The sequence below is a fragment of the Cupriavidus sp. 22TCCZM04-2 genome, from assembly GCF_057798895.1.
This window is the reverse complement of sequence record NZ_JBYOJS010000001.1, coordinates 353159-379201: the sequence shown is the minus strand read 5'-3', so window position 1 is coordinate 379201 and position 26043 is coordinate 353159. Positions and strand designations below refer to the sequence as shown.

Sequence of the window (26043 nt, the reverse complement as noted above, 5' to 3'; positions counted from 1 at the left end):
GGTATGGCGGCGGAGGGCGGGCGGAAATCGCCCAGACCATACCAGAGCCGGCTGCCCGCGGCCATAAGTGGGCAACCGCGGCGGGCAACCGGGGCCGGCACCTCGCGGGTGCCGGCCAGTGCGGCGCTTACTTCTTCACCACGTTCTTGTTGGCCTTGTTGCCGGTGGCCGCGTTGTATTTCTCCACATACTCCTCGAACAGCTTGCGGATCGAGCGGCCGATCTTGGCGTAGTCCGATTCGTTCAGGTTGGCCAGGGACACGCGGCCCGACGGGTGGCGCGTACCGAAGCCGCGGCCCGGCAGCAGCACCACGCCGGAATCCTCCGCCAGGCGGAACAGCAGTTCGTTCGGCTCCACCGATGCCATCACCCATTTGACGAAGTCCGGCCCCAGCGCCTTGCCGCCCAGCGCTTCAATGTCGAGCAGCGTGTAGTAGTCCACGGCGTTCGGATCGTTCGCCTCCGGCGCGATGCCGATCTCGCGGTACAGCGCCGCCTTGCGGTTGCGGATCAGGCGCTTCATGGCGGTCTTGTAGCTGTCCGGCGTGTCCATCAGCGAGAACAGCGAGAACAGCACCATCTGCACCTGCTGCGGCGTCGACAGGCCCGCGGTGTGGTTCAGCGCGACCGTGCGGCTGTCGGCCACCAGGCGGTCGATGAACTTGAGCTTGTCCGGCTCGGTCGTGATCGAGGTATAGCGCTCGTGCAGTTCCTTGCGCGCGGCCTCGGGAAGCGCGGCGATTTTCTGGTCGAAGATATTCTCGCGGTGCGTGGCGATCACGCCGAGCCGCCAGCCGGTCGCGCCGAAGTACTTCGAGAACGAGTACACCAGGATGGTGTTCTTCGGGCACATCGCGAACAGCGAGACGAAGTTGTCGGCAAAGGTGCCATACACGTCGTCGGTCAGGATGATCAGGTCCGGACGCTCCTCGATGATCGAAGCCAGGTACTCCAGGCTTTCATCGCTCATCCGCACCGAAGGCGGGTTGCTGGGGTTCACCAGGAAGAAGGCCTTGACCTTGGGGTCGCGCAGCTTGTCGAGTTCCTTGTTCGAGTACTGCCAGTTGCTGGCCGGGTCGGCGTCCACGGACAGCTCGACCAGCTTGTAGTCGTTCAGCTCGGGGATCTCGATATACGGCGTGAAAATCGGCATGCCCAGCGCGATGGTGTCGCCGGCCTTGAGCAGATGGTTCTCGCGGATCGAGTTGAACAGGTACGTCATCGCCGCAGTACCACCTTCGACGGCGAAGAGGTCGAACTCGCCGATGAACGGATGATTGCCGATCATCTCCTTGCGGATGTACTGGCCAACGATGACCTCCGACAGCTTCAGCATGCGATCCGGCACCGGGTAGCTGCAGGCCAGGATGCCTTCGCACATCTCATAAAGGAAGGCGCCGGCATTCAGGCCAAGCTGGTCGCGCACATAGGACACCGCACCCGCCAGGAACGACACGCCGGGCACATCGGCGAATTCGCGTGCGAACAGGTCGAAGCGCTCCTCGATGCCTTCGCGGCGCGGGAAGCCGCCCACGCCCTCGGGCATGTAAGAGAACGAACGCTCGGATTCGCGCATGGCGAACAGGCCAAGCTGCCAGAAGGCATGGCGCGGGACGGTGGCGAGGAAGTTCGGGTTGCCGCGGCCCGCGTTGAGCATCAGGCGGTCCGCGTCGCTGCTGGCAAGCTTGATCAGTTCGTCCTTCAGTTCAAACGGCGAGAGGCTGGCCAGCTTGGAGATATCCGGTTTGCTCATGACTTGCTCCTGTAAAGACGCTTGTCGGGTTGGCGCTGGCGGGCCGGAAGGGTAGGGCCCGCGTAGCGGTTGGGAACGCAAGGAATGCTGGCGCGACTAGACCAATCCCACAATCAGGGGGCCGAGCAGCGTCAGCAGAACGTTGGCAATGGCATACGTGATGGCGAACGGAACAGTAGGCACGGGGCTTTCCGCCTTGTCCAGCACGCCCCCAAATGCCGGGTTCGCACTGCGCGATCCCGACAGGGCCCCAGCCAGCAAGGCGGCGTTGTCGTAGCGCAGTACATAGCGGCCGAACAGCATGGTCAGGAACAGCGGCAGCAGCGTGACGACCGCGCCGAGCACGAAGATAGTGAGGCCTTGCTGCTTCAGCGTGTTGGCTGCCTGCAGGCCGGAGTTGATGCCGACGATGGCGACGAACGCGGCCAGCCCGAAATCCTTGAGCAGCTGGCAGGCCGCCGTGGGCATCGCGCCGAACATCCTGTGCTTGGACCGCGCCCAGCCGAACACCAGGCCGGACAGCAGCGCACCGCCGCCCGAGCCCAGGGTGAGCGGAATTCCGCCGACGCGCCATACCAGCAGGCCGATCAGCAGACCCACCAGAACGCCGGCACCGAAGTACACGAAATCGGTCTTCTCGCTAGGCACCAGCTCATAGCCCGCCATTTCCGACGCGCGCTTGGTGTCGGCCGGGGTGCCGTAGAGCGTGAGGATGTCGCCGTGCTGCAGCTTCAGTTCCGGCAACAACGGCAGCGGATGGTCATAGCGCTCGATATGCTCGATGTAGACGCCATGGCGCATATCGCGTCCCACCATCTCGACAATCTCGGCCACCGTCTTGTTGTTCATGCCCTTGGCGGAGAAGACTACCTTGCGCGCCTGCATGACTACGCCCATGCCTTCCGCGTCAGCCACTTCCTCACCGATCCGGGCGGCAGTCGGTATCATGGCATCGCGCCGGCCCACCAGCAGGACCAGGTCGCCTTCCTTCAAGACCTCATTCTGCTTGACCTCCAGGGCCTTGCCGCCACGCTGGATCTTCTCCACGGTGACCAGGTCCTCTCCGCCAATCTCGATCTGCGAAACGGTCTTGCCGGCAGCATCGGTGACGCGGAACAGGCGGCCGGTCAGGCGCGGGAGTGCGCCACGCTGGCCCGGTCCGAACTGCGGCAACCCGCCATGCAGTTTGACCTCCATCTTCTTGGCGTCGCTTTTGAGGTCCGCCTTCATGAAGCGTGGCAGGATGTTCACGCAGACGATGATGGCGCCGAGCGACCCAAATACATAAGTCACGGCGTAGCCGATCGCGACGTTGGCCTGCAGCCGCTTCACCTCCTCGGCCGACAGGCCGAGCTTGGTGATCGCATCGCCCGCCGTGCCGATGATGGCCGACTGGGTCATGCCACCAGCCGCAAGTCCGGCGGCGATGCCCTTGTCGAGATCAAAGATCTTGGCCAGCACCACCACCGTCACCAGGCCGCACACCGCCATGAAGACCGCCATGGCGATCTCGCGCAGCGAACTGCGGTTGAGCGAGTTGAAGAACTGCGGGCCGCTTTCGTAGCCGACGGCATAGATAAAGACCGCGAACATCACGGCCTTGACGCCGTTGTCGATCTGGACGCCGAACTGGCTGATCACCACCGCGGCAAGCAGTGAGCCGGCCACGCCGCCGAGCTGAAAGCGCCCGAAGGTGATCTTGCCGATGGCATAGCCGACGGCGAGCGACAGGAATAGCGCTGACTCCGGCGATTTCTGGAAGATAGTGTGCAACCAATCCATGGTGCCCTCCTGAAGCGATCGATGCGAGTTGAGACGACGTTTTCGACTTGCTGCTGCCGGGTGTTGTAGGGACAGTCTTCTCGCGCGGCATCTGCGTGCCGCGTCTGGTCAATGCCTTGCCAGTGCTCCGGCCATGGCCACCGATATCGGGCCCAGCAGCGGCAGGAGGACATTGGAAATCGCATAAGTGATGGTGTAGCCGATCACCGGGGTGCCGTTGCCGGCCGCGGTGGTCAGCGCCATGATGGTCGGCGTGCTGCAGTGCTGCCCGGCAACGGCGCCGAGCAGGATGGGCGTGTCGAGCTTCAGCCAGCGATGACCGATGAACAGCGAGATCGCGGCTGGCACCACCGAGACGAGGATGCCCGCCACCGGCAGGATCAGGCCATATTCGCGGATGAGCTTGATCGCGTCAGGACCGGCGGAGAGGCCCACCGCGGCAATGAAGGTGGCCAGGCCGAAGTCCTTCAGGATCTCGGCGGCGGAAGAGGGCAGCGAGCCGAACAGCGGCACGCGCGCGCGCAGCCAGCCGAACATCAGGCCTGACACGAGGCAGCCGCCGCCGGTGCCGAGCGTGAGATCGGCGCGGCCGAGCTTTACGCTGAGGCTGCCGATCAGCATGCCCAGCAGCACGCCGACGCCCAGGAACACGAAGTCGGTCTTGATGGTCGGCGTGACCGTGTAGCCGAGTTCCGGCACGACGCGCTGCACTGCCTCCTGCGGGCCCGCCAGGGTCAGCACGTCGCCGCGCCTGAGTACGGTTTCGGGCAACGCGGGAACGCTGTGCTGCATGCGCGCAATGCGCTGGATATAAACGCCGCGTCCCATGCCGACATCGGCCATCTGGCGCAGGCGTGCCAGCGTGAGGCCAATGACCTCGCGCCGCGTGAGCAGGACGTCGTGCTCGCTCTGCACGGCGTCCATGTCGGGCTCTTCCGGCAATTCGGGGCCGACCAGTCCGGCGAAGGCCACCATGGCATCGCGCCGGCCAACGGCGAGCACCGCATCACCGCCGCGCAGGATCTCGTCGGGGGTCGGCCGAAACGTGTTCCCGTCGCGCCGTACACGCCGGATCGTCACGCCCAGCGCGACCAGCTTCTCGGTATCGAGCACGGTCTTGCCGGCCACGTCTTCGACGCGCAGTACGCGTCCGACCAGCAGCGGCAATGCGCTGCTCTGGCCTTGGCCCATGTCGTTCTCGCCACCGAGCTTGTGCCACAGTTTTTCGGCGGAGTCGCGCAGGTTCACGCGCAACAGCCACGGCGCGAGCTGGCTTGTGAACAGGACGATGGAAACCAGGCCGAACAGGTAGGTCACGCTGTACGCGGTGACGATATTGGTTTGCAGCACCCGTATCTTTTCTTGCGAGATGCCCAGCCGGGAAATCGCTTCGGACGCGGTGCCAATTACGGCAGACTCGGTCGCGGCGCCGGCGAGCAGGCCGGCGGCGGTACCCTGATCGAGTCTCAGCAGTGGCACGGCGACGGCCAGCAGGCCCAGCAGCACGAAGACTTCCACGAGCGAGAGCAGCCCGATGCGCCATTCGCGTCCGACATTGGCAAAGAACTGCGGCCCGCCGGTGAAGCCCAGCGCGAAGATGAAGACGGCGAACGCAACGTTCTTGACGTCGTTGTCGAGCCGCGCGCCGCTTTGCCCGATCACGAGCGAGGCGATCAGCGTGCCGCAGATGCCGCCGAGCTGGAACGGGCCGAAGCGGATCGCGCCGATCGCATGGCCGACCGCAAGCGCGAGGAACAGCGCAATTTCCGGTTGCGAGGCAAGCAGGCCTGAAAGGAATTCCATGGCGCGGCAGCGATATCCTTGGGGCGTGCGGCGTGGCGCGAAAACGTATTGCGCATTGCCGCTCAAAGCGCGCGGCCGTGCGGCCAGAACGCATCAGCATCCGCATGGGGATGCTGCGTGATGGATTATCACTGCGGGGTCGAAACCGGCGTACTGAAAGCTTTTATCGGTGATTTAAATAATTAAACGCGTCCGATTTTCGTTGCGCCGCACCACGCGGCGGACCCGGAACGCTTCACCCGGTCGGGTGCGGCGCCGCCATGGCAACGTCACGCGCTACTTCCCGCCGGCGAGCCGTGCGTCGATGTGCTTGGCGCGCTCCAGCGAGCCGGGGTGGCTGCTGAGCATGCTGGACTGTCCGCCGTCGAGTGCCGCCAGCTTGCGGAAGGCGGAGGCCAGCGCCTGCCGGTTGGCGCCGTTTTTGGTGAGCAGGTCGAACGAATAATCATCGGCGGCGCTCTCCTGCCGTTGCGAGAACTGCGCATTGATGAATTGTTCGCCCAGGTCGGCGATCTGCGACGAGGTCAGCGCGGTGAGTGTCGGACTGCCCAGCGAACCGAGCAGGCCGCGCGCCGCCGACGTGCTGTACGCCACCTGCATGGCGTGCTTGGTATGCCCCAGCGCGACGTGGCCGATCTCGTGGCCCACCACGCCGCGGACTTCGTCGTCGCTCATCAGGTCCATCAGGCCGCTGTAGACGCGCACGCAGCCGTTGGCCATGGCCCAGGCATTGACGTCCTTGGTCATGTACACCTTGGCGTCGAGCGGCAGGCCGGTATTGCCCAGCCCGCTCATCACGTTGGCGAGGCGTCTGGTGTAGGGGCTGTCGGCCGCGGCAATGGTGTTTTTCTTGTCCATTTCCGCGCAGGACTGGTCGGACAAGGTCTTGACGTTGGCGTCGGTCAGCGAGGCTGCCGAGAACAGGCTGCCGCCGGCTTGCGTCATGCTGTCCATGTTCATGTTGGCGCAGCCGGCCTGCAGGGCCACGCAGACCACGGCAGGGACGGCAACTCGCGCGATTCGCGTCATGGTTCGGCTCCAGGGCGGAATTGACAAATGCATAGCATAGGAAAACCGGGAGCGAATGCGCCAGTGGAGTTTGTCCGACAAGGACGCGCGCCAGCGCGCGCGTCCTGTGACGTGGAGCGTTTTTTCAGCGGGCCTCGGGCCGTTTCGCGCACATTGCGGGGACGGCTCCCGACGCCTCAGTTTTGCGGCAGTTCGTAGGCGATGGTGCGGATGACACCACCGCTATCGGCCACCTCGCAGAGAATCCGCGCGGACCGTACCTTCAGGTTGAACGGAGGCGCGGTCAGCACGAGCCCGCTTGGTTGCGCCCCGAACAGGCGCAGGTGCGAGCCGATTGCCTTGTCGACGTTAGGCGTGAAGTTCGCGCTCTGCGGCAGGTACTCGGTCAGGATCAGCACCTTGTATGGCCCGAGTTTCGACAGCACGGTGGCGATGCGCGCATTGTCCAGGTGGTCGAGCACCTGGCGCAGGAACACGATGTCGCCCGCAGGCAGCGGATCGGTCGTGATGTCGACGCAGCGAAAGTCCACGTCGAGATCGGCGAACCTTGTCCGGTTCGACTGGATCGCCGCGTCCACGACGTCGCAGCCGACGTAGCGCCCGCAAACGGCGCGAATCCGCTTGCCGACGTTGAAGTCGCCACAGCCGAGGTCGACGACGGCCGGCTGCGACAACGCGCCCAGGTACTCGGTCACCGCCTTTACATAGGGTTCGACAATCTTGGGGTCATGGGAACTGCTGCCGCTGTAGAACCCGGACTGGTCCTCCGCCACGCCCCAGCCACCGGTCTGGTACACGTGGGTGAAAACTTCCCCAAGGGGCTTGCCTTCATACAGCGCCGTTTGCCTGCGTATGTTTCGGTCGCGGTGGAACTTCAGCACCCACGACGGCATGAATGGCTTCAGCGTTTGTTTGACGCGTTGCGCCAGTACGGAACGTGCGGGTGTGGCTGCCGTAGTCATGTTGCCTCCTGTCTGGGCTGTAGGGACTGGCTCGGATGTTTGAGCTTAGTAACAACCACAGCCAGCTTCATCCCAAAGGTTGATGACCTTTGTGCGGAAGGCCTCAGAACGACTGGATCTTTTGGGTCGTGCGCGCAGCAATGCAAGCGTACGCCGGTGCGTTCGCGGCAATGCCAGGGACAGGGGAGCACCGATCCGGAAATCCTTTGTCAATCAAAGGTTTGATCGGTATTGATGGTGCCCGGGGTCGGACTCGAACCGACACGCCTTGCGGCGGGGGATTTTGAGTCCCCTGCGTCTACCTGTTTCACCACCCGGGCAGGTGCGGGCGCCGGAGCCGGCACCGCGTTGAGCCGCGAATTATGCCGCAAATCGCCCCTTTCGACAACCTGCGGGTGCGCTCAGCGGCGCCGGCGGGCGTTGATGTGGCGGGTGCCGTCGCAATATTCAGTGGTATTGGCCCGGATATCCGCGCGTGCCGGGCCGGGGCTACGATGGCGCTTTCCCATGCACGCCGAGCCCGCCATGCCCGCACAATCGTCCCTGGCCAGCCTGGCCCGGTTGCCTTCCCAGGACCCGGCCTACTACGAGCGAGAATACAACAACCGTGCGCGCGTGCCCGACAACGCCGAGCACATGGCGCGCTGGGCGACGCTGTCGGCGCAGGTGCGCGCGCGCGGCGGCTACCAGGAGGATCTGAGCTATGCCGCACCCGGTTCGGTCCACGCGCAGGACGAGCGGCTGGACTACTTCCCGGGCGCCGGCGAGAACCCGCCGCTGCTGGTATTCGTGCATGGCGGCTATTTCCGCGCGCTGGACAAGCGCGACCACAGTTTCGTGGCCAGCGAGCTGCCGCGGCTGGGCGTATCGGTGGCGGTCGTGAACTATTCCCTGTGCCCGTCCGTGGCGGTCCCGGCGATCGTGCGCCAGGTGGTGGGCAGCGTGGCGTGGCTGTACCGGCAATCATCGCGCCTGGGCCATGACCCTGCGCGCATCTTCGTGGCCGGCCATTCGGTTGGCGGCCACCTGGTGGCCATGCTGATGGCGGCGCTGTGGCCGCAGGTCGGTCCCGACCTGCCGGACGACCTGGTCAAGGGCGGCCTGTCGGTCAGCGGCCTGTACGACCTGGAGCCGCTGCGCCGCGCCGAGTTCCTGCAGCGCGACCTGCGCCTGTCCGAGGCCGACGTCGCGCGCCTGTCGCCGGCGTTCATGCCGCCCGCGACGCATGCGCCGCTGGTGACGGCCGTGGGCGAACTGGAAGCCGCCGAGTACCACCGCCAGAACGCGTTGATCCGCGCCGCGTGGCCGGCCAATGCTGCGCAGGATGTGCCGCTGCCGGGCCGCCACCATTTCAACGTGATGGATGACCTGGCCAATCCCGACAGCACGCTGCTGCGGGCTGTCCTGACGCTGACGGGCGCCAGGACGTAGCCGGCGCGCTCAACCTTCGAGCACGCGCAGCAGGGACGAGGTATCGTCCTTGCCCCAGCCCTTTTCCATGAGCGTCTGGAGCTGGCCCGAGGTGGCTTCCATGGCCGGCAGCTTCAGGCCGATTTCCTCGGCGATGTTGCGCGCGAGCCCGAAGTCCTTGTCATGCAGCCGTGCCTCGATGCCGGCGGCGAAGTCGTGCGCGACCATCTTCGGCCCCATCATGTCGAGCATGCGGCTGCCGGCCAGGCCGGTGGACATGGCCTCGAACACGCGTGCGGTATCGACCTGCTGCGCGGACGCAAAGCGCATGGCCTCGGCGATGCCTTCGATATTGACCACCTGCGCGATCTGGTTGCACAGCTTGGCCACCTGGCCGGCACCGTGGTCGCCGATGTGGGTGATGGTCTTGCCGAGCAGCGCCAGCAGCGGGCGCACGCCTTCCAGCACTTCGGGCTTGCCGCCGACCATGATGGTCAGCGTCGCGGCCTCGGCCCCGACCGTGCCGCCCGATACGGGGCAGTCCAGCATGTCGATGCCGCCTGCGGACAGTGCGGCGGCGATTTCACGCGTGACGATGGGCGAGATGGTGCTGTGGTCGATGCAGACCGTGCCGGGAGCAGCGCCGTGGATCACGCCGTTCTCGCCGAGCAGCACCTCGCGCACGTCCTCGGACGAGGTGACGTTGGTGAACACCACGCTGGTGCCGCGTGCGGCTTCGGCGGGCGTAAAGTACGGCTCGGCGCCAAGCGCGCGCGCAGCCTCGGCGGCTTCCGGGCGGCGCACGAAGGCGCGCACCGAATGGCCTGCGGCCAAGAGGTGGCGGGTCATGTGCGAACCCATGGCGCCCAGGCCGATAAACGCGACGGTGCGCGCGGAGGATTGTGGATTGGCGGTGGTCATGCGGTGTTTCCCTTTCAGTGCGGCCGTGCCGGTCGCAATCGCTACAGGTGCTTACTCGTCGCCCGCGTAGGCGAACTTGCCGTTGCGGACGGTTCCCATCACGCGCGAACGCTGGTCGAAGCCCTGGTGGTCTTTCGCATTCATGTTCATCACGCCGTTGGGAATGGTGAGGTTCGAGGTGGTTTCAATGGCGTTGCGCAAGGCGTTGCGGAATTCACGCGTGCCCGGCTGCGCGCCGGTCTTCAGAGCGCGCCGCGAGGCATCGTCGAGCAGCTGCCACGCGCCCCAGGCGTCGCCGGCGAACTGGGTCACGCTGTCGGCGCCGTACTTCGCTTCATAGCGCGTGACGAAGTCGAGCGCCACCTTGCGCACCGGGTGGCTGGCCGGCAACTGGCGCGCGACCACGACGGGGCCGGTGGGGAACAGCGTGCCTTCCACGTCCTTGCCGCCGACGCGCAGGAAATCCCACGTCGCGATGCCATGGGTCTGGTAGATCTTGCCCTTGTAGCCGCGCTCGGCCAGCGTCTTCTGCGGCAGCACCGCGGGCGTGCCCGAGCCGGCGATCAGGATGGCGTCCGGATTGGCCGACATCAGCTTGAGCACCTGCCCGGTCACGGAGGTGTCGTTGCGGCCAAAGCGTTCATTGCCGACCACTTTCAGCTTGCGCACCTCCGCCAGGCGCGAGAACTCGCGCCACCAGCTTTCGCCGTAGGTGTCGGAAAAGCCGATGAAGCCGACTGTCTTCACGCCATGGTTGCTCATGTACTCGGTCAGCACCGTGGCCATGTGCGAGTCGTTCTGCGGCATCTTGAAGGCCCAGCGCCGGCGCGCATCGGTCAGCGGCTCGATGATCGCGGCGGAGGCGGCCAGCGCCACCATGGGCGTTTCGTTCTCGGCGATGGCATCCAGCGCGGCAATCGCGTTAGGCGTGATGTTGGGGCCGACGATGACGTCGACCTTTTCCTCGGAGATCAGCTTGCGCACGTTGCGCACCGCGGCGGCCGGGTCCGAGCCGTCGTCGAGCAGCACGTAGTGAGCCTTTTGCCCGCCCAGCGTCTGGGGCCACATCAGCACGGTGTTCTTGGACGGAATGCCAATCGACGCCGCCGGGCCAGTGGTCGATACGTCAATGCCGACGCGGATGTCGGCCTGGGCGCTGTTGGCGATCAAGGTGGTAGCGGAGGCGCAGGCGATGACAAGCGCACGGCGCAGCAGGTTGGGCATGGTTCTCCTCCTGGTGTGTGTTTTTCTTTTTGAGGGTTGCTCCCCTCTGCCACGCAGCGGGAGAGGGGAGCAACCAAAGGGGGCAAGCTTACCGCGCCCCCAGCCGCCACAGCGACGTCACTTCCGCCGAGCGCGCCGCATGGAGTGCGTCGGCCGCGTCCGTTGCGCGCGGGTGGCGCGGACGGATATCCGTGCGGCCCAGCACTTGCAGGCCGGCCGCTTCGATCCAGCCGAGCAGTTGCTCGCGCGAACGCAGGCCGAGGTGCTCGGCCAGGTCGGACAGCAGCAGCCAGCCCTCGCCGCCAGGCTCCAGGTGGGCCGCCAGGCCGTCCAGGAAGCCACGGAGCATGACGCTGTCGGGGTCGTAGACGGCGCGCTCCACGGGCGAACTCGGTCGTGCCGGCACCCACGGCGGGTTGCAGACGACCAGTGGCGCACGGCCCGCGGGGAACAGGTCGGCTTCGAGCACCTCGACCTGCCCAGCCACGCCAAGCTGTTCAAGATTTTCGCGCGCGCAGGCGAGCGCACGCGGGTCCTGGTCCGTCGCCACCACGCGCTTGACGCCGCGCCGGGCCAGCACGGCCGACAGCACGCCAGTGCCCGCGCCGATGTCGAACGCCAGCGCCTTCGACGGCAGCGGCGCATTGGCGACGAGGTCCACGTACTCGCCGCGCACCGGCGAGAACACGCCGTACCACGGGTGGATGCGCGCGCCCAGCGCGGGAATCTCCACGCCTTTGCGGCGCCATTCGTAGGCGCCGATCATGCCGAGCAGCTCGCGCATCGACGCGACGTAGGGTTCGCCGGCGTTGCCATAGACCTGCTCGCAAGCCTGCGCGACATCCGGCGCGCGGCGCAGCGGCACCGTATGGCCGGCGTCGAACGGCAGCAGCAGCATGGCCAGCGTGCGCGCACGCTGGGACTGTGCCAGCCGGTGCTGGTGGAAGGCTTCGGTCGGCGACTCGGACGCATGCTTGTGTCCGGGCCGGCTCTTTTTCTTCGGCTTGCGCTCGGTGCGGCGGGCCATGGCCTGCAGCATCTGGCGGGCATTCTGGAAGTCGCCGCGCCATAGCAGCGCGGTGCCTTCGCACGCCAGGCGGTATGCGGTATCGGCGGAGGTGGTGTCATCGGCCACCACCACGCGGCGCGGCGGCGGCAGGCCGGCTTCGGAGCGCCACTGCGCGCTGCGTTCGGCGCCGTCCTCGGTCCAATGGATTTGCGGCAATTCGCTCACGGGCGGGCCTCCGGTCGGCACGGTTGTGCCAGGAAAACGTGCATAAAGGTGTCCTGCATACAAATGGGGATGGGCGGGAGCCGCGGCCTCAGAGTTCGTAGACCTCGTGCTCGCCCGACATGGCTTGCTCCACCAGCTTGCGGTTCAGCGTCGGCGAGAACAGTTCGATGAAGGTATAGACGAAGCTGCGCAGGTAGGCGCCCTGCTTGACGGCCAGGTGCGTCACATTGGTGCCGAACAGGTGGCCGGCCGGAATGCCGCGCAGGTTGCGATCGCGCTCTGCATCGTAGGCCAGGCCGGCCACAATGCCGACGCCGAGCCCGACTTCCACATAAGTCTTGATCACGTCCGCATCGATGGCCTCCAGGACGATGTCGGGCTCCAGGTGGCGTAGCGCGAAGGCCTTGTCGATCTTCGGCCGGCCGGCAAAGTTCGGATCGTAAGTGATCAGCGGGTAGCCCTTCAGGTCTTCCAGCGCCAGGTGCTTCTTTTCGAGCAACGGATGATCGGGTGGCGTAATGACCACATGTTGCCACTGGTGGCCCGGCAGGGAGACCAAGGTCTTTTCGCTGGAGATGCCTTCCGTCGCAATGCCGATGTCCGCCTGGTCATGGAGCAGCATGTCGGCGATCTGCGCCGGGTTGCCCTGCTGGATCGACAGCCGGACCTTCGGGTAGCGCTTGGTGAACTCGCTGATGACCCGCGGCAAGGCGTAGCGCGCCTGCGTGTGAGTGGTGGCAATGGTGAAGTTGCCCTGGTCCTGCGCGGCATAGTCCATGCCCACGCGCTTCAGGCTTTCCACTTCCTGCAGGATCTTCTCCACCGAGTTGAGGATGCGCCGCCCCGGTTCGGTCAGGCTGCGGATGCGCTTGCCATGGCGCGTGAAGATATCGACGCCCAGCTCTTCTTCCAGCTCGATGATGGCCTTGGACACACCCGGTTGTGATGTGTAGAGCGCTTTTGCGGCTTCCGTCAGGTTGTAGTTCTGGCGTACCGCTTCACGCACAAAGCGAAACTGGTGCAGGTTCATATAACTTCGATCGTATAAACAAACAACTTCTTATTAGTTTGAGGTATGAGGCCAGTTTATTACGATTCTCGAACTTTGTTAATGAATGGCCAGCCCGCATTGCGCCCGCAGCCGCCACCCTGAAAGTGGCGCGGGCAAGACGGAATGGCCCACAAGAGCCTCTCAATGTCCCTTGCCTATACCGTTTCCGGTTTGCTGGTAGGCGTCCTCGTCGGTCTGACCGGGGTGGGCGGGGGCTCGCTCATGACGCCACTGCTGACGCTGCTGTTTGGCTTCTCGCCGGCCACGGCAGTCGGCACGGACCTGGCCTTCGCCTCCATCACCAAGGGCTTCGGCACGCTGGCGCACCGTGCGCACGGGCATGTGCAGTGGCAGGTCGTGCGCCGCCTGTGCCTGGGCAGCCTGCCGGCCGCGGTGGCCGCCATCCTCGTCCTGAAGAGCGCCGGCGAACTCCATGGGCAGTGGCTGCACGCGATTCGCCTGACGATCGGCGTGTCGGTGCTGCTGACCGTGCTGTCGCTGCTGTTCCGCAAGCAGATGCTGGCCTGGCTGGCGCGCAATCCGCGCTTCCAGCTCCAGGGCCGTGCGCAAGTGATTGCCACCGTCGTGGTCGGCGCCGTGATCGGCGTGCTGGTCACGGTGTCGTCGATCGGTGCCGGCGCGGTTGGCGCCACGCTGATCCTGCTGCTGTATCCCCATATGAAGCCGGCCGAAGTGGCCGGCACCGATATCGCCTACGCCGTCCCGCTGACGGCGCTGGCCGGGCTGGGCCATGTGTGGCTTGGCACCGTCGACTGGAATCTGCTGCTGGCGCTGCTGGTGGGCTCGATCCCCGGCATCTGGCTGGGTGCTCAGCTCTCCCGCGCGCTGCCCGAGCGCCTGGTGCGCGCGGCCCTGGCCACCACGCTGACCCTGGTCGCCATCAAGCTCGTCTCCTGAATCCCACGAATACTGAACGGACCCCGCCATGTATCAGTACGACCAATATGACCAGCGCATCGTCAACGAGCGTGTTGCCCAGTTCCGTGACCAGGTGCGCCGCCGCCTGTCGGATGAACTGACCGAAGAAGAATTCCTGCCGCTGCGCCTGCAGAACGGCCTGTACATGCAGCGCCATGCCTACATGCTGCGCGTGGCGATTCCGTACGGACTGCTGGCCTCGAAGCAGCTGCGCAAGCTGGCCCATATCGCGCGCGAGTACGACCGCGGCTATGGCCACTTCTCGACGCGCCAGAACATCCAGTACAACTGGATGGAACTCGAGCGCGTGCCCGACGTGCTGGCCGAACTCGCCAGCGTCGAGATGCACGGCATCCAGACCTCGGGCAACTGCGTGCGCAATATCACCACCGACCACTTCGCCGGCGTCGCGCCGGACGAGTCGGTGGACCCGCGCGTGCTGGCCGAGTTGCTGCGCCAGTGGAGCACGTTCCAGCCGGAATTCGCGTTCCTGCCGCGCAAGTTCAAGATCGCGATCTCGGCCTCGAAGGACGACCGCGCCGTGGTGCAGATGCATGACATCGGCATCTACGTCTACAAGAACGACGCCGGCGAGACCCGCATCCGCGTGCTGGCCGGTGGCGGCCTGGGCCGCACCCCGATCCTCGGCACGATCATCAAGGACGACCTGCCGTGGCAGCACATGCTGACCTACGTCGAGTCCGCCATCCGCGTGTACAACCGCTATGGCCGCCGCGACAACAAGTACAAGGCGCGCATCAAGATCCTGGTCAAGGCCATCGGCGCCGAGAAGTTCGCGCAGGAAGTCGAAGAGGAATGGCAGTTCAGCAAGGACGGTCCCGGCACGCTCACGCAGGACGAGTTCGACCGCGTGGCGCAATACTTCGCGCCGCCGGCCTATGAGAAGCTGGCCGACACCGATGCTTCGTACGAGAAGCACCTGCTCGAAGAGAAGGCCTTCGCCCGCTGGGTGAGCCGCAGCGTGCATGGCCACAAGGTACCGGGCTACGCCGCCGTGACGCTGTCGACCAAGCCGGGTCCGGTCTCGCCTCCGGGCGACGCTACCGCCGAGCAGATGGAAGCCGTGGCCGACCTGGCCGACCGCTTCGGCTTCGGCGAGCTGCGCGTCGCGCACGAGCAGAACCTGGTGCTGCCGGACGTGAAGAAGCACGACCTGTACGACTTGTGGCAGCTCGCGAAGAAGGCTGGCCTGGCCACCGCCAACATCGGCCTGCTGACCGACATCATCGCCTGCCCGGGCGGCGACTTCTGCTCGCTGGCGAATGCCAAGTCGATCCCGATCGCGCTGGCCATCCAGGAGCGTTTCGACAACCTGGACTTCGTCCATGACCTGGGCGAAGTGTCGCTGAATATCTCGGGCTGCATCAACGCCTGCGGCCACCACCATGTCGGCAATATCGGCATCCTAGGCGTCGACAAGGATGGTTCCGAGTGGTACCAGGTCACGCTGGGTGGCGCCCAGGGCAACGACGCCGCGATCGGCAAGGTCATCGGCCCGTCGTTCAGCGCCGAGGAAATGCCGGACGTGGTCTCGCGCATCATCGAGACCTTCGTGGCCAACCGCATCGAAGACGAACGTTTCATCGAGACCGTGAACCGGATCGGCGTCGCCCCGTTCAAGGAGCGCGTCTACGCCGACAAGCAGCCGCGCGAGCGCGCCGAAGCCTGAGGACCGGAGAAAGACACATGGCAAAGATCATTCAACTGCAACGTACCGCCGACGCGGTCACCCCGGTTATCGTCGAAGACAGCTGGACCGTGCTGCGCGGCGCCGAAGGGCAGCCGCTGACCGAAGAGCAGATCACCGCAGCCGTGCAGGGCCAGGACGCCGTCCTGTTCCCGCTGACGGTGTGGAAGTCGCATCAAGACCTGCTGGCCGGCCGCGCGCGCGAGCGTACCGGCGTGTGGCTGGCCCCCGAAGACGAGCCGGGCGATGCCCAGTCGCTGTTCGACGGCGTGGCCGTGGTGGCGGTGGATTTCCCGGTGTTCCGCGATGGCCGCGGTTTCTCCACGGCTTACCTGCTGCGCACGCGCTACCAGTGGAAGGGCCAGCTGCGCGCCATCGGCGACGTGCTGCGCGACCAGCTGAATTTCATGAAGCGCTGCGGCTTCGACACCTTCGCGGTGCGCGCCGACAAGAACATCGACGACGCCATCAAGGGCTTCACCGAGTTCACCGTGGCGTACCAGGCTTCGGTCGACGAGCCGCTGCCGCTGTTCCGCCGTGCACGTGCCGAAGTTGGCGCAAGGGAATCGGCATGAGCGCTGCATTGAGCGACATCGCGGTGGTGGATGCCGGTGCGCCGGCGTCGGCGCTGCGTCCCGCGCTGTGGACCATGCCCGAGTACACGGGCAGCGTGGCCGCGCTGGAAGAGAAGGAGCGCGAGCTGGCGAGCCGCCTGTCCGGCATTGCCGCACGTTTCTTCCGCGCGCGCTTCGCCACCAGCCTCGCCGCCGAGGACATGGTGCTGACCGACGCGATCCTGCGCGGCACGCAGGCCGTGCGCGCGGGCATCCGCGTGTTCACGCTGAACACCGGCCGCCTGCACGCGGAGACGCTGGCTGTGCTGGACCAGGTGACCGGTCACTATGGCTACACCATCGAGCAATACACGCCGGATGCCGAGGCAGTGGAAAACTACCTCAAGAGGCACGGCTTGAACGCTTTCTACGACAGCGTAGAACTGCGCAAGGATTGCTGCGGCATCCGCAAGGTGGAGCCGCTCAACCGCGCGCTGTCGCACGCGGACGCCTGGATGACCGGCCAGCGCCGAGAGCAGGCCGTCACGCGCGCCGAGCTGCCGTTCGAGGAAATGGACGAAGCCCGCGGCATCCCCAAGTTCAATCCGCTCGCGGACTGGACCGAGGCCGAGGTGTGGGCATACCTGAAGCGCCACAACGTACCGGTCAACGCGCTGCATGCCAAGGGCTACCCCAGCATCGGCTGCGAACCCTGTACCCGCGCGGTGCGCGCCGGTGAAGACGTACGCGCCGGGCGCTGGTGGTGGGAGAGCAAGGACTCGAAAGAGTGCGGGCTCCACGAACAGAACATCAAGCATTGAGATTGGGGCCGAACGACATGGGCATCATGAACGACATCGCAAGCGCCGCCAGCAGCGTGGCGCACCTGCTGCAGGTACAGAACGACCACCTCGACCGCCTGGAGGCCGAGTCGATCTACATCATCCGCGAGGTGGTGGCCGAGTGCCGCAACCCGGCGCTGCTGTTCTCGGGCGGCAAGGACTCGATCGTCATGCTGCACCTGGCGCTGAAGGCCTTCCGCCTCGGTGAGCGCAAGATCGAGCTGCCGTTCCCGCTGGTGCACATCGATACCGGCCACAACTACCCGGAAGTGATCACCTTCCGTGACCAGCGCGTGGCCGAACTCGGCGCGCGCCTGGTGGTGGGCCACGTGGAAGATTCGATCAAGCGCGGCACCGTGCGCCTGCGCAAGGACACCGATTCGCGCAACGCGGCGCAAGCCGTGACGCTGCTGGAAACCATCGCCGAGCACCAGTTCGACGCGCTGATGGGCGGCGCCCGCCGCGACGAAGAGAAGGCCCGCGCCAAGGAGCGCATCTTCTCGTTCCGCGACGAGTTCGGCCAGTGGGACCCGAAGGCCCAGCGCCCCGAGCTGTGGAGCCTCTACAACGCGCGCATGGCGCAGGGCGAGCAGATGCGCGTGTTCCCGATCTCGAACTGGACCGAGCTGGACGTGTGGCAGTACATCGCCCGCGAAAAGCTGGCGCTGCCGCCGATCTACTACACGCACCAGCGCGAAGTGGTACGCAAGAACGGCCTGCTGGTGCCGGTGACGCCGATCACGCCGAAGCAGGACGGCGACGTCAGCGAAGTGCTGTCGGTGCGCTTTCGCACCGTGGGCGACATCAGCTGCACCTGCCCGGTGGCCAGCACGGCGGATTCGCCGGAAGCGATCATCGCCGAAACGGCCGTGACCGAGATCACCGAGCGCGGCGCCACGCGCATGGACGACCAGACCAGCGAGGCGTCGATGGAACGCCGCAAGAAGGAAGGCTATTTCTAAGCCGACGCAGCCAAGGATTCAGACATGACTCACCAATCTACCCACCAGGGCCTGCTGCGTTTCATCACCGCGGGTTCCGTCGACGACGGCAAGAGCACGCTGATCGGCCGCCTGCTGTTCGACAGCAAGGCCGTGCTGTCCGACCAGTTGACCGCGCTGGCCAACGCCAAGAACAAGCGCACCGCCGGCGAGCAGATCGACTTCTCGCTGCTGACCGACGGCCTCGAAGCCGAGCGGGAGCAGGGCATCACGATCGATGTGGCGTACCGCTATTTCTCGACCGCGCGCCGCAAGTTCATCATCGCCGATACGCCGGGCCACGAGCAGTACACGCGCAACATGGTCACGGGTGCCTCGACCGCGCATGCGGCCATCGTGCTGGTGGATGCCACCCGTGTGACGGTCAAGGACGGCCGCGCCGAACTGCTGGCGCAGACCAAGCGCCATTCGGCCATCCTGAAGCTGCTGGAACTGCAGCACGTGATCGTGGCCGTCAACAAGATGGACCTGGTCGACTACAGCGAGCAGCGCTTCAACGAGATTCGCACGGCCTACGCCGAACTGGCCGAACAGCTCGGCCTGAAGGATGTGCGCTACGTGCCGGTGTCGGCGCTGCGCGGCGACAACATCGTGCACGCCAGCGACGCCATGCCGTGGTACCAGGGCGAGTCGCTGCTGCCGCTGCTTGAAGAACTGCCGGTGGAAGAGGCTGCGCCGGAGGGCGACACCACGCTGCGCTTCCCGGTGCAGCTGGTGATCCGCCAGGACGGCTCGCAGTCGGACGACTTCCGTGGCTACGCCGGCCGTGTCGAGGCAGGCACCGTGCGCGTGGGCCAGAAGCTGCGCGTGCTGCCGGCCAACCGCGACGCCGTGGTGGCCGAAGTGCTGACGCCGAACGGCGCCGCCGATTCCGCCAGTGCCGGCGATACCGTGACGGTGCGCCTGGCCGAGGACGTCGATGTATCGCGTGGTGACATGTTCGTCGCCGCCGACGCGACCGCGGCCTCCGCCAAGAAGCTGCAGGCCGACCTGTGCTGGTTCGACGACGAATCGCTGAACCCGTCGCGCAAGTACGTGCTCAAGCACACCACGGCCAGCGTGTTCGCACGTGTGTCGGCTGTGGATCGCGTGCTGGACGTCCACACGCTGTCGCACGAGACCGGCCGCCACGATATCCGCCTGAACGATATTGGCTCGGTGCAGCTCTCGCTGCAGAAGCCGATCGTGTGCGATACCTACGGTGACAACCCGGCGACCGGCGCCTTCGTGCTGATCGACGAGGCGACCAATCACACGGTGGCCGCGGGCATGATCCGTGCATACTCCTGAGCGTTACGGCACATAGTCAATCGCAAGCGCAAGGGGCAGATGATGAGCAAGGCAGGCAAAGCGACCGGCAAGGTCTACCTGATCGGGGCAGGTCCCGGGGCGGCGGATCTCATTACGGTGCGTGGTGCACGGTTGTTGGGCGAAGCCCAGGTCGTGCTGCATGACGCATTGGTATCGCCGGAGATGCTGGCCTGGTGTCCGCAAGCGAAGCTGGTGGAAGTGGGCAAGCGCTGCGGCAAGCGTTCGACGGCGCAGCTGTTCATCAACCGCCAGATCGTCGACATGGCCACCAAGTTCGAACGCGTGGTGCGCCTGAAGGGCGGCGACCCGATGCTGTTCGGCCGTGCCGACGAAGAGCTGCAGGCGCTGGAAGCCGCGGGCATCGAGTATGAGGTGGTGCCCGGAATTACCGCTGCGCTGGCGGCCGCATCGGCCATCGCCAAGCCGCTGACCAAGCGTGGCGTGTCGCGCAGCGTTGCGTTTGCCACGCAGGCCAAGGCCGCGGACGGCACGGAAGTGCCAGCTGCGGCGGCCGATATCGAGGCCGATGTACGGGCCGATACGCTGGTCTATTACATGGGCCGCGACCAGGCTGCGGCCATTGCTGCGCAACTGATTGCGCACGGAAAGGCGCCATCGACGCCGGCATGGGTGGTGGAGTCGGTCAGTACCCCGCGCCAGCGCAGCCATGCGTTCACGCTGCGACAGATGGCGGCGGGCGAGGCTGCCGGCTGGATCGACCCGGCGCAACCGAGCCTGCTGATGATCGGTGAGGCGCTGGCGGCGCGGGCGACCGAGCCGGTGCTGGATCAGGCGGAGCCTGTTGCGGCGAAAGCGGCCTGAGGCCGCGTAGCCGTACGAAAGAAAAACCGGGCAACTGCCCGGTTTTTTCATGCGCCGCCAGTTGCGGCCGGCGCCAGCGATGCCACGCAGTACGCGGCAATCGCATCGAGGACACTGTCATCCTCGCCCACTGCGGGCGCACAGCGAATCGACAAGGCAGGATATTGCTGCCGGCAGGTATCGATCAGCGCGGGCAGGTCGCGCCGCAGGTGGCCACCCTGGCCAAAGAACACTGGCACCACGGTGATCTCGTCGATGCCAGCGGCTGCGAGCTCACCAAGGGCCTCCTGCAACTGCGGCGACATCAACTCCAGGAAAGCAAGCCGCACCGGCGTGCCCGGCAGAACCCCGCCGAGCTTCTGCGCCAGCCGATCGAACGGCTCACGCCAGCGCGCGTCGCGCGCCCCGTGTGCGAACAACACGAGGGCCTGGCGGCTGGGCGTGGCTGTGGTTGGAGGCATCACGATCCTTGTGTCAGTGACGATCCACCCAGCGCAGCGCTGTCAGCGCGAACAGCAGGTACAGCGTTCCGGGCACCAGCGCCGAAAGGATCGGTGGCCAGGTATGCAGCAAGCCCACGTGCGAAAACAGCGTATTCGACAGGTGGAACGACAGCCCCAGCATGATCCCGCCGAACACCTTCACGCCGACCGCGCCCGCACGCGCGTGCAGGTAGGCGAAGGGCAGGGCGAGGGCCATCATGACGAACAGGGTCAGCGGGTAGACCACTTTCTTCCAGAAGGCGATCTCGTAGCGCTGCGTGTCCTGCTTGTTGTCGCGCAGGTGCCGGATATAGCGGAACAGGTCCAGCGTCGACATGCGTTCGGGCGTGACCAGCAGCACGGACAGGATCTGCGGCGTCAGCTCCGAGTGCATGGTGATGCTGGGGAACTTGACCTGCTCGGCGCGGAACTCCGGTGCGAGCCCGTCGCCCGGCGCGTTGGCCGGCTTGCCCAGTTCCGAGAAGCGGGTCTCGTTGACATCGCTCAGCAGCCACGACTGGGCGCCCTGGTACCGGCCTTCCTTCACCACCCGGATGACGCGCAGGCGGTACTGGGCATCGAACTCATAGACCGTGATGCCGGTGATGGTCTGGTCCGGCCGCAGCCCGGCCACGTTGACGAAGCGCGTGATCTCGCCATCGCCCTTCGGATCCTTGTCGCGGTCCTTGACCCAGACGCCGGAACGGAAGTCCGACGATACCGTGGCACCGATGGCTTCCAGCTTGACCTTCTGCGCGAACTGCTCGGCCCGGGGGCCGATGAACTCGCCGAAGATGAAGGTGATGAGGGCCAGTGGTACCGCCAGCTTGAACAGCGAGAACAGCGCCTGCCGCGTATTCAGACCCGCCACCCGGAAAATCGTGAACTCCGACTGGCTGGCCAGTTGCGAGAAGACGTAGATCGCGCTGATCAGCACCGCGATCGGCAGCACCTCGTAGACCCGCGTCGGCGCCTGCAGCAGGACGTGGAAGAACGCGATCAGCGAGGTGTACTTGCCGGCAACGCTCTCCAGTTCGTTGAGCAAATCGAAGAACACGAACAGCGACAGCACCGCGAACAGGATGAAGATGAACACCCCATAGACCTGGCGCGCAAAGTAGCGCTCATAGACGCGCAGCACCCTCATGCCGTGCCCCCCTTGGCGGGCGCGGGCCGATGCCCGAACACGGCGCGCCAGCCGCCCAGGCTGCGGTTCTGCCGGTAACGGAACATCACCAGCGCGGCCAGGAACACCACCAGGTGGATCGGCCACCAGGCCAGCCAGAACGGGACCGAGCCGGAACGCACCCAGGACTGGGCCAGGTTGATCATGTTGCTGTAGGTCAGGTAGATCAGCACCGCGAACACCAGCGGCGTGTAGCGGCCGAGCCGCGGGTTCACGTACGCCAGCGGGATGGCGATCATCACGAAATTGAAGGCAAGGATCGGCAGAGAAATGCGCCAGAGCAGCTCGCCCAGGTTCTCGCGTGTGGGATTGCGCAACAGGTCGATGGTGTCACGGCTTTTGGGCGGCACCGAGTTCTGGTTTTCAGGTGGCTTATTGTCCACCTTGACGGCATAGCGCTCGAACTCGACGATGCGGTAGTCGATCTGGCCCGGCGTGCCGGCATAGCGGCGGCCATTCTCCATGACCACCAGGCGGTCGCCGTTGGGCATGGTCTCGAACTTGCCCTGGTGGGCCAGCGCGACCCCGACCTTGCCGGCCTCGGCATTGGCGACAAAGACGTTGCGCGCGTACTGCATGTTGGCGTCGATGCCTTCGATGAACAGCACGTAGTTGCCGTTGGACGGTTCGATGAAGCGCCCCGCGGCAATCATCGACAGCACACCGCGCTGCTCGAAGCGGTCGCGGAACAGTGCGCTCTGCTGGTTGGCCCACGGCCACGCGAACACGCCGAGCAACAGCGACAGCAGGATGAACGGCGCCGCGAACTGCAGCACCGGCTTGACCAGGTCGCGCAGCGAGATGCCGGCCGAGAACCACACCACCATCTCGGAGTCCTTGTACCAGCGCGTGAGCACGATCAGGGTCGAGATGAAAAGCGTGGCCGAGAGCAGGATGGACAGGTAGCCGATCGTGGCCAGGCCGATCAGGATCAGCACGTCGTTGGGACTGGCCTTGCCGTTGGCGGCCAGGCCCAGGATACGGATCACAAGCGACGTGAGCATGAAGGTCAGCATCACCAGGAACACCGCGCCGGCGGTGTAGGCGAGCTCGCGTCGCAGGGCTTGTTGAAGGATCATGCGGTGTCGGTTCCGGGCTGCCGGCCGGCGCGGGCGATGTGCCGTGTGTCAAGTGCCTCGCAGGACAGCGGGCTGGCGGCGGGGCGGATCGGCAGCGGCAGGTCGCGGATAAAAATCGCGGATAATGGGGGCTTTCGTGACTACAAGCCCCTAGAAGGAAGCGCGATGGAATTTAGCACAAAAGCCCTGGATTGGAGCAAAGCCGGCCAAAATGGTTTCCTGGCGACCAAGACCGACTGCCTGGTGGTCGGCGTGTTCGAAGGGCAGAACCTGGCGGGGGTCGCCAAGGCCCTTGACGTGGCCACCAAGGGCTTGGTCGCACGCTTGCTGAAGCAGGGCGACTTCGAAGGCAAGCGCGGCACGCAGCTTACGCTGCACGAAGTGGCCGGCGTGGGCGCGGCCCGCGTGCTGCTGGTCGGCCTCGGCAAGGAAGCGGACTTCAGCGACAAGGCGTTTGCCGAATCCGTGCGCACGGCCGTGCGTGCCTTGTCGGCCACGCGCGCGACGTCGGCGCTGTGGTGCCTGTCGCAGCAGCCGCCGCAGCAGCGCGACATCGGCTGGGCCGTCATCACGACGATCACGCTGGTGCGCGACGCGGGCTACCGCCTGCTGGAGCGTCACCCGGGCCTGAAGCGCGCCAACGGCAAGCCGGGCGCGCCCGACAAGCCGGCGCTGCGCAAGGTGGTGCTGGCCGTGGACGCCAACGATGCCAAGGCCGCGACCCAGGCCGTGGTGCGTGGCACGGCCATTGCCAACGGCATGGAACTGACCCGCGACCTGGGCAACCTGCCGTCCAATATCTGCACCCCGACCTACCTGGCCAACACGGCGCGGGCCATTGCCAAGCGCCACAAGCTCAAGGTGGAAGTGCTCGGCCGCAAGCAGATGGAAGCGCTGAACATGGGCTCGTTCCTGGCCGTGACCAAGGGCAGCGTCGAGCCGCCGCAGTTCATCGTGCTGCGCTATGACGGCGCGGGCGCCAAGCAGGCGCCCGTGGTGCTGGTGGGCAAGGGCATCACCTTCGATACCGGCGGCATCTCGCTCAAGCCGGGCGAGGGCATGGACGAAATGAAGTACGACATGTGCGGTGCGGCCTCGGTGCTGGGCACGCTGCAGGCCGTGGCCGAGATGGGCCTGAAGCTCAACGTGATTGCCGTCGTGCCCACCTGCGAGAACATGCCCAGCGGGATCGCGACCAAGCCCGGCGACGTGGTGACCAGCATGTCGGGACAGACCATCGAGATCCTGAACACCGACGCCGAAGGCCGCCTGATCCTGTGCGATGCGCTGACCTACGTCGAGCGCTTCAAGCCGGCCGCGGTGGTAGACGTGGCCACGCTGACCGGCGCCTGCATCATCGCGCTGGGCCACATCAACAGCGGCCTCTACGCCCGTAGCGACCTGCTCGCCGACCAGCTGCTGCAGGCCGGCCGCAAGTCCATGGACACGGCCTGGCGCATGCCGCTGGACGACGAGTACCAGGACCAGCTCAAGTCGAACTTCGCCGACATGGCGAATATCGGCGGCCGCCCGGCCGGCAGCGTGACCGCCGCCTGCTTCCTGGCGCGCTTCACCGAAAAGTACGACTGGGCCCACCTGGACATCGCCGGCACGGCGTGGAAGAGTGGGGCGGCCAAGGGTGCCACCGGGCGCCCGGTGCCGCTGCTGGCCCAGTTCCTGATGGATCGCGCCGCCTGACGGGCGCAAGGGGCAGGCAGTCATGACGCGCATCGATTTCCACAGCAACGTGCCGGACAAGCTGGGCTATGTCTGCCGGCTGGTCCGCAAGGCATATGGCGCTGGCCAGAAGGTGGTGGTACACGGCCAGCCGCCGCAGCTCGCGGAACTCGACGCGCGGCTGTGGACCTTCTCGCCGCTGGACTTCCTGCCGCACTGCGGCGTGGACAGTCCCAATGCGGCCGTCACGCCGATCGTGCTGGCCGCGCAGCTGGAAGGCCTGCCGCACCATCAGCTGCTGATCAACCTGGACTCGCAGGCACCGGCGCAGTTCGCCAGTTTTGAACGCCTGATCGAAGTCGTGGGTGCCGGCGCCGAAGACCGCGAGGCAGGGCGCGAGCGCTACCGTTTCTATCGTGAACGCGGTTATCCGCTGACGCACCACGACCTCGGCCAGCCCAAGGGAGATTCCGCATGAGCGAACGCACGACCTCGCGGGTGATCCCGCGGCTCGGGCCCAACGACAGCATTCCGCTGCTGACCGAAGTGGTGGAGTTTCCGGATGCCGCCACGGCGCTATCCGAGGACGGTGTCATCGATACGGCCGGCATGGCCGAGTCGGGCGTGGTCACGTATGTGGGCGACACGGGCGAGCCGGATGCGCTGGCGATACCGGTTTTGATGGATGAGGTGGAAGACGGCGATACCGCGTTGCCGGTGACCGATCCTGAAGCCATCGCTGTGTCGGGGCGCTATTTGTCGGATGCGCCCGGCGAGGATGATCTGCGCGCCATGCGTTCCGAATTGCTGACACGCGTCATGATGCGCTTTCGCACGGAGTGGCCGCAGGTGGTGGAGGCGCATACCGAGGCCACGCTGCGCGCGCGGCTGGCGCCACTGACCGCGCAGCTCGCGGCTGAACTGACCCAGGCGCTCGAGGCTCGGCTGGTCGAGTGGCTGGATGCGACGCTGGAAGAGATTGAGCGGGATCCGGGTGGGTTGTGAGGATGGCGTCCCGGGCAGGCGCCGCTGTTTCGCCGGCGTAGCCGGCGAGTCACTTCTTGTCCGGGCGACAAAAAGTAAGCAAAAAACGCGTCGCTTACCCTAGCGGGCGAATATTGATCGTAGCGTGCGCAGAACTTCGTACGGGTATTGGCTTCATAGTCTTCCACGCTGCCTGCCGCGTGGAGCGCGTCCGTCTGCAGGCTCTCGGACAATGATTGAACGAGCCCCGAAACTGTCCGTGGCCCGGCCCTGCTGGCGCTTTCGCATC

At 65.8% G+C, this 26043-nt stretch carries 23 protein-coding genes and 1 tRNA gene; 11 read left to right on the top strand and 13 right to left on the bottom strand.

The window, feature by feature from the left end:
• Window positions 1-127: 127 nt before the first annotated feature.
• The 6 genes from AC3FKG_RS01715 to AC3FKG_RS01690 all read right to left on the bottom strand — a co-directional run bounded on the left by AC3FKG_RS01715 (window position 128) and on the right by AC3FKG_RS01690 (window position 7649).
• Window positions 128-1753, bottom strand: a complete 1626-nt coding sequence (locus tag AC3FKG_RS01715; protein WP_483709102.1) for a bifunctional aspartate transaminase/aspartate 4-decarboxylase — start codon at window positions 1751-1753, stop codon at window positions 128-130.
• Between the two features lie 96 nt (window positions 1754-1849).
• Complete coding sequence (aspT, locus tag AC3FKG_RS01710) at window positions 1850-3535, bottom strand: aspartate-alanine antiporter (protein ID WP_488742267.1); 1686 nt, start codon at window positions 3533-3535, stop codon at window positions 1850-1852.
• A 108-nt stretch (window positions 3536-3643) separates the two neighbouring features.
• A complete protein-coding gene (gene aspT, locus AC3FKG_RS01705) occupies window positions 3644-5338 on the bottom strand; it encodes an aspartate-alanine antiporter (protein WP_488742266.1) in 1695 nt (564 codons plus the stop codon).
• Between the two features lie 276 nt (window positions 5339-5614).
• Window positions 5615-6367, bottom strand: coding sequence for a metalloprotease LoiP (gene loiP / locus AC3FKG_RS01700; RefSeq protein ID WP_483709099.1), 753 nt, complete (start codon window positions 6365-6367; stop codon window positions 5615-5617).
• Window positions 6368-6543: 176 nt separating this feature from the next.
• Window positions 6544-7329 (bottom strand): class I SAM-dependent methyltransferase, encoded by a 786-nt coding sequence (locus tag AC3FKG_RS01695; protein WP_483709098.1) that lies wholly within the window; start codon window positions 7327-7329, stop codon window positions 6544-6546.
• A 235-nt stretch (window positions 7330-7564) separates the two neighbouring features.
• Window positions 7565-7649: transfer RNA gene (locus AC3FKG_RS01690), tRNA-Leu, on the bottom strand.
• A gap of 205 nt (window positions 7650-7854) precedes the next feature.
• Between AC3FKG_RS01690 and AC3FKG_RS01685 the strand changes: the two genes are divergently transcribed.
• A complete protein-coding gene (locus tag AC3FKG_RS01685; protein WP_483709096.1) occupies window positions 7855-8760 on the top strand; it encodes an alpha/beta hydrolase in 906 nt (301 codons plus the stop codon).
• 9 nt (window positions 8761-8769) lie between these two features.
• Here AC3FKG_RS01685 and AC3FKG_RS01680 read toward each other — a convergent pair whose 3' ends face one another.
• From AC3FKG_RS01680 to AC3FKG_RS01665, 4 genes are all read right to left on the bottom strand, one after another.
• Complete coding sequence (locus AC3FKG_RS01680) at window positions 8770-9660, bottom strand: NAD(P)-dependent oxidoreductase (RefSeq protein ID WP_488742265.1); 891 nt, start codon at window positions 9658-9660, stop codon at window positions 8770-8772.
• Between the two features lie 51 nt (window positions 9661-9711).
• A complete protein-coding gene (locus tag AC3FKG_RS01675; protein WP_488742264.1) occupies window positions 9712-10884 on the bottom strand; it encodes an ABC transporter substrate-binding protein in 1173 nt (390 codons plus the stop codon).
• A gap of 88 nt (window positions 10885-10972) precedes the next feature.
• Complete coding sequence (locus tag AC3FKG_RS01670) at window positions 10973-12118, bottom strand: methyltransferase (RefSeq protein ID WP_488742263.1); 1146 nt, start codon at window positions 12116-12118, stop codon at window positions 10973-10975.
• Window positions 12119-12206: 88 nt separating this feature from the next.
• Window positions 12207-13148 (bottom strand): CysB family HTH-type transcriptional regulator, encoded by a 942-nt coding sequence (locus tag AC3FKG_RS01665; RefSeq protein WP_483709091.1) that lies wholly within the window; start codon window positions 13146-13148, stop codon window positions 12207-12209.
• A gap of 165 nt (window positions 13149-13313) precedes the next feature.
• Between AC3FKG_RS01665 and AC3FKG_RS01660 the strand changes: the two genes are divergently transcribed.
• From AC3FKG_RS01660 to cobA, 7 genes are read left to right on the top strand one after another with little or no spacing between them, the layout of a single operon-like run.
• Window positions 13314-14087 (top strand): sulfite exporter TauE/SafE family protein, encoded by a 774-nt coding sequence (locus AC3FKG_RS01660; RefSeq protein ID WP_483709090.1) that lies wholly within the window; start codon window positions 13314-13316, stop codon window positions 14085-14087.
• A 28-nt stretch (window positions 14088-14115) separates the two neighbouring features.
• Window positions 14116-15798: a nitrite/sulfite reductase gene (locus AC3FKG_RS01655; RefSeq protein WP_483709089.1), complete on the top strand. Its 1683-nt coding sequence runs from the start codon at window positions 14116-14118 to the stop codon at window positions 15796-15798.
• A 17-nt stretch (window positions 15799-15815) separates the two neighbouring features.
• A complete protein-coding gene (locus AC3FKG_RS01650) occupies window positions 15816-16391 on the top strand; it encodes a DUF934 domain-containing protein (protein WP_483709087.1) in 576 nt (191 codons plus the stop codon).
• On the top strand, window positions 16388-17191 hold the full coding sequence (locus AC3FKG_RS01645; protein WP_483709086.1) for a phosphoadenylyl-sulfate reductase: 804 nt from the start codon (window positions 16388-16390) through the stop codon (window positions 17189-17191). Before AC3FKG_RS01650 ends, AC3FKG_RS01645 begins: the two co-directional genes overlap by 4 nt.
• A gap of 17 nt (window positions 17192-17208) precedes the next feature.
• A complete protein-coding gene (gene cysD, locus AC3FKG_RS01640; protein WP_483709084.1) occupies window positions 17209-18174 on the top strand; it encodes a sulfate adenylyltransferase subunit CysD in 966 nt (321 codons plus the stop codon).
• A gap of 24 nt (window positions 18175-18198) precedes the next feature.
• Window positions 18199-19503, top strand: coding sequence for a sulfate adenylyltransferase subunit 1 (locus AC3FKG_RS01635; protein ID WP_488742262.1), 1305 nt, complete (start codon window positions 18199-18201; stop codon window positions 19501-19503).
• A gap of 39 nt (window positions 19504-19542) precedes the next feature.
• Entirely contained in the window at window positions 19543-20346 is an 804-nt protein-coding gene (cobA, locus tag AC3FKG_RS01630) for a uroporphyrinogen-III C-methyltransferase (protein ID WP_483709082.1), read from the top strand.
• A gap of 47 nt (window positions 20347-20393) precedes the next feature.
• Here cobA and AC3FKG_RS01625 read toward each other — a convergent pair whose 3' ends face one another.
• The 3 genes from AC3FKG_RS01625 to lptF are packed head-to-tail and all read right to left on the bottom strand — an operon-like array spanning window position 20394 to window position 23093.
• Window positions 20394-20807 carry a sirohydrochlorin chelatase gene (locus tag AC3FKG_RS01625; RefSeq protein WP_483709081.1) on the bottom strand — a complete coding sequence of 138 codons (414 nt, stop codon included), beginning with the start codon at window positions 20805-20807 and terminating at the stop codon, window positions 20394-20396.
• A 13-nt stretch (window positions 20808-20820) separates the two neighbouring features.
• Complete coding sequence (gene lptG, locus AC3FKG_RS01620) at window positions 20821-21975, bottom strand: LPS export ABC transporter permease LptG (RefSeq protein WP_483709079.1); 1155 nt, start codon at window positions 21973-21975, stop codon at window positions 20821-20823.
• The gene (gene lptF / locus AC3FKG_RS01615; RefSeq protein WP_483709078.1) at window positions 21972-23093 is read right to left on the bottom strand and encodes an LPS export ABC transporter permease LptF; all 1122 of its coding nucleotides are present in this window, start codon (window positions 23091-23093) and stop codon (window positions 21972-21974) included. The genes lptG and lptF overlap by 4 nt, the downstream gene beginning before the upstream one ends.
• Window positions 23094-23258: 165 nt before the next feature.
• On the opposite strand from lptF, the gene AC3FKG_RS01610 reads away from it, so the two are divergent.
• From AC3FKG_RS01610 to AC3FKG_RS01600, 3 genes are read left to right on the top strand one after another with little or no spacing between them, the layout of a single operon-like run.
• Window positions 23259-24791: a leucyl aminopeptidase gene (locus tag AC3FKG_RS01610; RefSeq protein WP_488742261.1), complete on the top strand. Its 1533-nt coding sequence runs from the start codon at window positions 23259-23261 to the stop codon at window positions 24789-24791.
• 22 nt (window positions 24792-24813) lie between these two features.
• Window positions 24814-25248 carry a DNA polymerase III subunit chi gene (locus AC3FKG_RS01605; protein WP_483709076.1) on the top strand — a complete coding sequence of 145 codons (435 nt, stop codon included), beginning with the start codon at window positions 24814-24816 and terminating at the stop codon, window positions 25246-25248.
• A complete protein-coding gene (locus AC3FKG_RS01600; RefSeq protein ID WP_488742260.1) occupies window positions 25245-25775 on the top strand; it encodes a hypothetical protein in 531 nt (176 codons plus the stop codon). The genes AC3FKG_RS01605 and AC3FKG_RS01600 overlap by 4 nt, the downstream gene beginning before the upstream one ends.
• Window positions 25776-26043 lie beyond the last annotated feature (268 nt).